This window comes from Gammaproteobacteria bacterium, from assembly GCA_028817255.1.
In the GTDB taxonomy this organism is placed as follows: domain Bacteria; phylum Pseudomonadota; class Gammaproteobacteria; order Porifericomitales; family Porifericomitaceae; genus Porifericomes; species Porifericomes azotivorans.
Genome location: JAPPQA010000075.1, coordinates 1 through 6,966, shown reverse-complemented (window position 1 = coordinate 6,966; position 6,966 = coordinate 1). Strand labels below are relative to the sequence as shown.

Sequence of the window (6,966 nt, the reverse complement as noted above, 5' to 3'; positions counted from 1 at the left end):
GCTCCCCCCTTGAGGGGGAGTGATGCGTACGTAAGCGGGGAACCATGGCAGTTATAGAGAGAGCCGCTTTGCTTGCCTTCGATTGGGTAACGGCTTGCGCGAAGCCGCCACAGCGAGACCGGCGCAGGCGGCCCCCGCTATCCTGTCCCATGGAGCGCAGGAGGTCTCTGCGCCTGCCCCCGTGAGGGCGGCAACGGCGGAGCGGCTACGCTGGAACGGCTTTGTTGCGCGGCTCTCCGTCTCCAGACGCCAGATACGCGCCAGGGACGCGAAGAGGGCGGGACGGGGGCCTCAGGGCGCCGCGAAGACGCGATGCCGCACACGGTCGCCGTTGCGTATCTCCAGCTCCTTTACCAGGCCGGCATTGATCTCCAGTACGGCCCGCACGGGCGTGGCAAAGGGGATCGGCTCGGTGGAACGCGGCGGCGCGTCCTCGCGGATGCCGGCGATCTCGCCATCGGCGCCGATGAACAGCAAGTCCAGGGGAAACCAGGTCTCGCCCATCCAGATGGTCACCGGCTGCACCTGCCCCATATCCAGCAGCATGCCGTTGCCCCGAGACATCCCGGGACGCCGGGAAAGACCGCGCGTGCGTTCTCTCGGGTCGTCCGCCACCTCCACCTGGAAGGCATGGCGCCCCGAGGCCGTCTCCACGATCAGAGTCTCAAAGGGCGGGGCGGCGGGTGTTGCCGGCGGCAACAACAAGGCCAGCAGGATGCCGCGGAAACGCAGTTCTTGTCTCATGGCGCGCCTTCGGCAATAATAAAGCGGCTTTGCCTTCCATGAGGCTGGCAACGATGCTGGGGGGAGGCAGTAATCCTAGGTACGAAAAGAGGGGAAGGATATGATAGTTTTCGCAAAACGCATTACCCCGCTCCTGCTGTTGCTGTCCGCGCCCGCGCTGGGCGCCGGGCAACTGGAGGCGCGACAAGATACCACGATCAATGCGCCTGGAGAAGAAGTCTGGGACGTGCTGGGCGATTTCTGCTCGATAGCCGCCTGGCACCCGGCGGTGGTGTACTGTACTCAGAAGGGCAATACCCAGCCCGACGCCATGCGAACGCTGACCCTGGGCAACGGCGAGCAACTCCACGAACGGCTGCTGGAGCACGATAACGCCGCCATGCGGTATCGTTACTCGATCCCGGAGCCGAATCTGAACGCCCTGCCGGTCACCGACTACGAATCGTCCGTGCTGGTAGAGGAATTGGGCAACGGCAAAACCCGGGTGGTCTGGGAAGGCAGCTTCAATGCCGGCGGCGAAACCGGCGACGAAGATGCGGTCAGCGCGATTGACGGGGTTTACCAGGGCGGCCTGGCGATGCTGAAGGAAATGATCGAAGGGCTCAAGTAGGCTCTCAAGTAACGCCGCCCTTCCCCGGCGCCGGGCGGTCGGCGCTGCCCGGGCGCTCCCGGGAAACCACTCGCCATTTGCCATCTTCCAGACGCAACTCGCGGTCGCAGCCCGGTTGCGGAAAGTCGTCCCGTTGGCCGGGCAGGCAACGGATCACGACCTCGCCGGCAGCCCGCAAGCGCCGAATTTCCCGACGCAGTTCGGCAGCAGCCGGCCAGGGCGAAAGAATAGCCCCGGCGCCATCTGGCGGTTGCTCGACCTGTCGCGCCAACTGCTTGAGATCGATGCTAAAACCGGTGGCCGGGCGGGCGCGGCCGAATGCCTCTCCGATATGATCGTAGCGGCCGCCAGAGGTCAGCGCCCGGCCCAGGCCAGGCAGGTAGGCGGCGAACACCGGACCGGTATGGTAAGAATAGCCGCGCAAATCGGCCAAATCGAAGTGCACGGTATCCGCCGCCTGCAAGTCCGGGGCGGCTAGTTCCAACAGGCGCCGCAGGTCGCGGATACAGTCCAGAACTTCCCGGCCGGCGGGGCGCAACAAGCGCTCGGCGTCGTCGAGGACGGCGGCGTCGCCGTGCAGTTCGACCAGGCCGGGCAACAGGCGCAGGGAGGTATCCTCGGCGCGCGACCAGGAGCGCAACAGGGATTGCAGTTCGTCGCCGGCCTTGCGTTGTACGATGGCAGAGAGTTCCAGCTCCTGCCGCCCATTGAGCCGGGCCTGGCGCACCAGGGACTGAAAGATGCCGACATGGCCGAGACCGATATGCAGGCTTGTCAGCCCGGCGTTGCACAGTGTCTCGCGCATCAGCCCCAGCACTTCCGCATCGCTGTCAATGCCGGCATGGCCGAACAATTCCGCCCCCGTCTGCAGCGGGCAGCGATTTTCTCCCTGCAGGCCGCGGGCGTGCAGGACGGTGCCCAGGTAGCACAGGCGCGCCGGTCCGCCACAGCGCAGCTTATTGGCATCTATGCGCGCCGCCTGCGACGTGGTGTCGGCGCGGAGCCCTATCAGCCGCCCGCTAAGTTGGTCCGTCAGTTTAAAGGTCTGCAGGTCCAGGTCGCCGCCGGTTCCCGTGGCCAGCGATTCGACGTATTCGATCAAGGGCGGGATCACCAGCTGGTAACCCCAGGAGCGGTAAGTGTCCACGGCCTGGCGGCACAGCCTTTCGAGCTGCATCGCCTGCGGCGGCAGCCACTCGTCCACCCCTTCGGGCAGCAACCAGTAGTCAGCCTCGTTCATCTGCCGGGCAACAGCGACAGAAACAGGACGCCGCAGACCATGCTGACCAGTCCCAGCGTACGCAATTTGCCGTCGTCCAAACCGGAGGCGCCGATCATCAGGCCCCGCCAGCGGGCGGGAGCCAGGAAAGGGCCTATGCCTTCAATGATCGGCACCAGGGCCAGCGCCCGCAACAACTGAAGCCAGTCAATCTCCATCAGCCGGCGCGCCCGCGGGGAACGGGCGCCTTTGCGGCGGCTCTATTCGCCGCCGCCGCCCCCCGGATCCTTGAAGTACTTGAAGAAATCCGATTGCGGGCCGAGCAGCAGGATGTCCGATTGCTCGCGGAAGCTATTCCTGTAGGCATTCAGACTGCGATAAAAATTGTAGAACTCTTCGTCCTTCCCGAAGGCGTCCGCATAAATGCTGGTGGACTCGGCGTCACCCTCGCCGCGGACTTCCTCGGCGCGCTGGTACGCCTGGGCCAGGAGCACCTCGCGGTCGCGGTCGGCGGCGGCGCGAATCCGTTCCGCCTGCTCGTCGCCGCGCGCCCGGAAATCCTTGGCGACCCGCACCCGCTCGGCGCGCATCCGTTCGTACACCGAGTTGCTGACCTCTTCCGGCAGGTCAATTCGCATCGTGCGCACGTCCACTACATCCACCCCCAACTCCTGCGACAAGCGGGACGCCGCGGCGCTAACGCCGAGCATATCCATGACCTTGCCGCGCTCGCCGGCAACGACTTCCTGCACCGTGCGGTCGCCGAACTCGTCGCGCAGAGCGCTGTTGATCCGCTGCGCCAACAGCGTGTTGGCGCGCGCGAGATCGCCGGCGGTGGCACGGTAGAAGTTTCCCACGTTGACGATCCGCCACTTAACGTAGAAATCCACGAACACGTCTTTCTTTTCCTTGGTCAGGAAACGCTGCGGGCCCTGGTTGAGGGTCAGCAGCCGTTTCTCGAAGATCTGCACCGTGTTGACGAATGGAAGCATGAAGTGCAAGCCCGGATTCGGAACGGTACGGTCAATCTCACGGAACTGGAACACGATCGCCTGCTGCCACTGCTCGACCCGGAACAACGAGTTGTAACCTACGACCGCCAACAGAACGGCCAGCACCGGGATCAGGGTGCGCGACGCCCGCATATCAGAGCCTCGGCCGCTGCCGGCGGCCGCTTTCCGAGGAGCCGTCGAAGGGCGCCGCCGGCGGCGTAGCGGCAGGTTCCCTGGACCCGGTGGCGGCGCCCCGTTCCAGCAGGCGGTCCACCGGCAGATAGATCAGCTGGTTGCCGCCTTGGCCGGGGTCGAGCAGTACCTTGCTGGTGCTGGACAGCATGGATTCGACCGTTTCCAGGTAGAGGCGCTGCCGGGTAACCTCGGGATCCTGCTGGTATTCGCCGAGCAGCTGCTCGAAGCGGGACGCCTCGCCCTTGGCCTTGGCGATCACGCGCTCCCGGTAGGCGGTGGCCTCCTCCTCCAGACGCGCCGCGGCGCCGCGGGCGCGCGGCAGAATGTCGTTGCGATAAGCTTCGGCCTCGTTGACCGAGCGCTGTTCGTCCTCGCGCGCCTTGATCGCGTCATCGAAAGCCGCCTTCACCTGCTCCGGCGGCTTGGCGGGCTGCATCTCCACGCCGACGATCAGGATGCCGGCGCGGTAATCCTCAAGGATCCCCTGCATCAATTTCTGCTGATTGCTGGCGACTTCGCGGCGGCCTTCCGTCAACACGAAGTCCAGTTCGTTGCCGCCGATGACCTCGCGCACGGCGCTTTCCGTCACCTCGCGCAGGGTCGCCTCCGGTTCCCGGACATGGAACAGATACGCCTCCGGGTCGCCGATCCGATACTGGACGGCGGCCTCGACCTCGACGATGTTCTCATCCTGCGTCAACATGGACGCCTTGCGGGTGAAGGAACGGACCCGCCCGACATTGAGTTTGTACACGCGCTCGATGGGCCGGGGCAAGCGCAGGCTGAGACCGGGCTGCAGGGTGGTGACATGGGCGCCAAAACGCAACACGAGGCCGCGATCCTGCTCGTCTATGATGTAGAACATGTCGTACACCAGCCAGCAAACGAGCAACGCCCCCCCAATCAGCAGCAGGAGTCCGCCGCCTGGCGCCGACACCGGGGGTTCTCCATCCCTGGAATCCCTGGAACCGCCGTTCAAAAATCGCTTCAGGCGCGCCTGGATGGCGCGCAACAGCTCGTCCAGATCGGGCGGGCCCTCAGGCGCGCCGCGTCGGCCCCAGGGTTCCTTGGGATTGCCGCCGTTGGAAGATTCTTTCCAGCCCATAGAGCCTCCTGAGAACTCCTGCCGGTAATGCCTGTTGCCCGGCCTGTCGCCCGCGCCAGTGCGGGACTCGCTTGCCAATATCGAAGGAACCTGGAACGAGCCGCGACCCAGACCGCCTCCCCCGCTCCTCCCCCACAGGCAGGCGATTGTAATACGCGGCGGGGCGCCGCTGCAACCGGAGCCAGAGCCTGAAGCCAATGACCCTTGCGCCCGGAGCGGACGCGCGGGCGCCGTCGGCGCCGCCGTACAACATGAGACCGCGCTGCCGGGGCGCCGCGTCAATCACGCAACTCAACCCTGTGCTCCATGTGCTCCAGGCCGCCGCCGCGGCACAAGCGGTCCAGCCAACGGCGTTCGATAGCCAAGCGCAGGATCCACCCCCCGGTGCCGTCGCTGCACTCGCTCAGCACGGCGCCCTGGGAAAACAAAGAGGAACGAATGCGCACGGCCTCGGCCGGCAGCCGCAATTCGTAGCGGCGGCGGCGGCCCCACAGCAGTTCGGACACAGTCGGCGCCAGCAGTTCCCAGCCAATGCCCTGGCGGGCGGAGAGATAAACGGCAGGCTGACCGCCGACGCGGCCTATGCCCGGCTCGACCCCGGGCACCCGGTCAATCTTGTTGAACACCAGGATCTGCGGTATGTCGCCCGCGCCGATCTGCCGAATCAGCTGATTTACTTGCGCGATGCGCTCATGACGCTGCGGGTCGCCGAGGTCCACCACGTGCAGCAGCAGAGTCGCCTTGCAAGTCTCTTCCAGGGTGGCCTGGAAGGCCGTCACCAGGTCCGCGGGCAGGTCGCGCACGAAGCCGACGGTATCGGCCAGCACGGCGTGTCGGCCGGGACCCAGGCGGTAGCGGCGCAAAGTCGGATCCAAGGTGACGAAAGGCAGCGGCGCCACCCGCGCCGAAGCGCTGGTCAGCCGGTTGAACAAAGTAGATTTGCCCGCATTGGTATAGCCGACCAGCGAAATGGCCGGCACCTCGCCGGCCTGGCGCGCGCGCCGGTTTTCTTCGCGGCGGCGGCGCACCTTGCGCAACCGCGCCCGGATGGCCTTGATGCGGGCGCCGAGCAAACGGCGGTCGGTCTCCAACTGCGTCTCGCCGGGACCGCGCAGGCCAATCCCTCCCTTCTGCCGTTCCAGATGGCTCCAGCCACGGACCAGGCGGCTGGACAGGTGCCGCAGTTGCGCCAATTCGACCTGCAGTTTGCCCTCGTAGCTGCGCGCCCGCTGGGCGAAGATGTCGAGGATCAGGCCCGTGCGATCCAGGACCCGGCATTGCAACAGCCGTTCCAGGTTGCGTTCCTGTCCAGGCCTCAGGGGGTGACTGAAGACGACCAGCCCGGCCCCGGATTCCCGCACCCGTTCGGCGATCTCCGCTGCCTTGCCCGCGCCGACGAAGGTCCGGGGATCCGGGGCGCAACGACAGGCCGTGATCGCCCCGGCGCCTTGCAGACCGGCGCCTGCGATCAGGGACAGAAATTCCTCGCGGTCCCGTTCCCACTCTCCTGCCGGCAGGCGCACATACACCGGGAGTGGCTGTGCAGTGGCGTTTGGGACTGTGTCGGGAGGGCGCAGAACTACAGGCCCGAAGCCAGGGTCTTATTCGGCACCCTGCTCTTCGCTCCCCAGCATCCGGGGGGGACGCACATTGCGGGACGGAACGACCGTAGAGATCGCGTGCTTGTAGATCATCTGGCTTACGGAATTACGCAGAAAGATCACGAACTGATCGAAGCCTTCGATCTGGCCCTGCAACTTGACGCCGTTGCTGAGGTAAATAAAGACCGGGATTCTCTCTTTGCGCAGAGTGTTGAGGAAAGGATCCTGCAAGGTATGACTTTTACTCATTATTCTCCCCATCCGGGGGGGGCGGGCATCGTCCATATGCAACCGCCGCCCTGCTGGCGAAAGTATAAGGCAATTTTCCCCCTGCCGCCATATGTGTCTGATACATATGCGCGCCCCCCATCCGCCATTCCTGCGAAACAGTCTGTGCAAAAACTCCGAAAATCCAGAGCCGCGCGAAAACATTTCCCACTGGCATGGCAAATATCCGCCATTCCCGCGCAGAGCCTGCCCCTGGCTTGAACAGGGGCGGG

The 6,966-nt window shown here is 65.4% G+C and carries 8 protein-coding genes; 1 reads left to right on the top strand and 7 read right to left on the bottom strand.

Going from position 1 to position 6,966, the window contains the following annotated elements:
• Nucleotides 1–291: 291 nt before the first annotated feature.
• A complete protein-coding gene (locus OXU43_03550; GenBank protein MDD9824232.1) occupies nucleotides 292–744 on the bottom strand; it encodes a DUF192 domain-containing protein in 453 nt (150 codons plus the stop codon).
• Between the two features lie 100 nt (nucleotides 745–844).
• On the opposite strand from OXU43_03550, the gene OXU43_03545 reads away from it, so the two are divergent.
• Nucleotides 845–1,354 (top strand): SRPBCC family protein, encoded by a 510-nt coding sequence (locus OXU43_03545; protein ID MDD9824231.1) that lies wholly within the window; start codon nucleotides 845–847, stop codon nucleotides 1,352–1,354.
• Nucleotides 1,355–1,358: 4 nt separating this feature from the next.
• Here the strand turns inward: OXU43_03545 and OXU43_03540 are convergent, their stop codons facing one another.
• The 6 genes from OXU43_03540 to hfq all read right to left on the bottom strand — a co-directional run bounded on the left by OXU43_03540 (nucleotide 1,359) and on the right by hfq (nucleotide 6,715).
• Complete coding sequence (locus OXU43_03540; protein MDD9824230.1) at nucleotides 1,359–2,594, bottom strand: ATP phosphoribosyltransferase regulatory subunit; 1,236 nt, start codon at nucleotides 2,592–2,594, stop codon at nucleotides 1,359–1,361.
• On the bottom strand, nucleotides 2,591–2,791 hold the full coding sequence (locus OXU43_03535; GenBank protein ID MDD9824229.1) for a DUF2065 domain-containing protein: 201 nt from the start codon (nucleotides 2,789–2,791) through the stop codon (nucleotides 2,591–2,593). Before OXU43_03535 ends, OXU43_03540 begins: the two co-directional genes overlap by 4 nt.
• Before the next feature lie 42 nt (nucleotides 2,792–2,833).
• On the bottom strand, nucleotides 2,834–3,718 hold the full coding sequence (gene hflC, locus OXU43_03530; protein ID MDD9824228.1) for a protease modulator HflC: 885 nt from the start codon (nucleotides 3,716–3,718) through the stop codon (nucleotides 2,834–2,836).
• A 1-nt stretch (nucleotide 3,719) separates the two neighbouring features.
• The gene (hflK, locus tag OXU43_03525; GenBank protein ID MDD9824227.1) at nucleotides 3,720–4,865 is read right to left on the bottom strand and encodes an FtsH protease activity modulator HflK; all 1,146 of its coding nucleotides are present in this window, start codon (nucleotides 4,863–4,865) and stop codon (nucleotides 3,720–3,722) included.
• Between the two features lie 278 nt (nucleotides 4,866–5,143).
• Nucleotides 5,144–6,388, bottom strand: a complete 1,245-nt coding sequence (hflX, locus tag OXU43_03520; GenBank protein ID MDD9824226.1) for a GTPase HflX — start codon at nucleotides 6,386–6,388, stop codon at nucleotides 5,144–5,146.
• A gap of 78 nt (nucleotides 6,389–6,466) precedes the next feature.
• A complete protein-coding gene (gene hfq, locus OXU43_03515; protein MDD9824225.1) occupies nucleotides 6,467–6,715 on the bottom strand; it encodes an RNA chaperone Hfq in 249 nt (82 codons plus the stop codon).
• Nucleotides 6,716–6,966: the final 251 nt, after the last annotated feature.

Bases quoted from the DNA above. Each gene is read 5' to 3' on its own strand.
- hflK (MDD9824227.1), bottom strand. From the start codon at position 4,865: ATGGGCTGGAAAGAATCTTCCAACGGCGGCAATCCCAAGGAACCCTGG.
- hfq (MDD9824225.1), bottom strand. From the start codon at position 6,715: ATGAGTAAAAGTCATACCTTGCAGGATCCTTTCCTCAACACTCTGCGC.
- OXU43_03540 (MDD9824230.1), bottom strand. From the start codon at position 2,594: ATGAACGAGGCTGACTACTGGTTGCTGCCCGAAGGGGTGGACGAGTGG.
- OXU43_03545 (MDD9824231.1), top strand. From the start codon at position 845: ATGATAGTTTTCGCAAAACGCATTACCCCGCTCCTGCTGTTGCTGTCC.
- OXU43_03550 (MDD9824232.1), bottom strand. From the start codon at position 744: ATGAGACAAGAACTGCGTTTCCGCGGCATCCTGCTGGCCTTGTTGTTG.
- hflC (MDD9824228.1), bottom strand. From the start codon at position 3,718: ATGCGGGCGTCGCGCACCCTGATCCCGGTGCTGGCCGTTCTGTTGGCG.
- OXU43_03535 (MDD9824229.1), bottom strand. From the start codon at position 2,791: ATGGAGATTGACTGGCTTCAGTTGTTGCGGGCGCTGGCCCTGGTGCCG.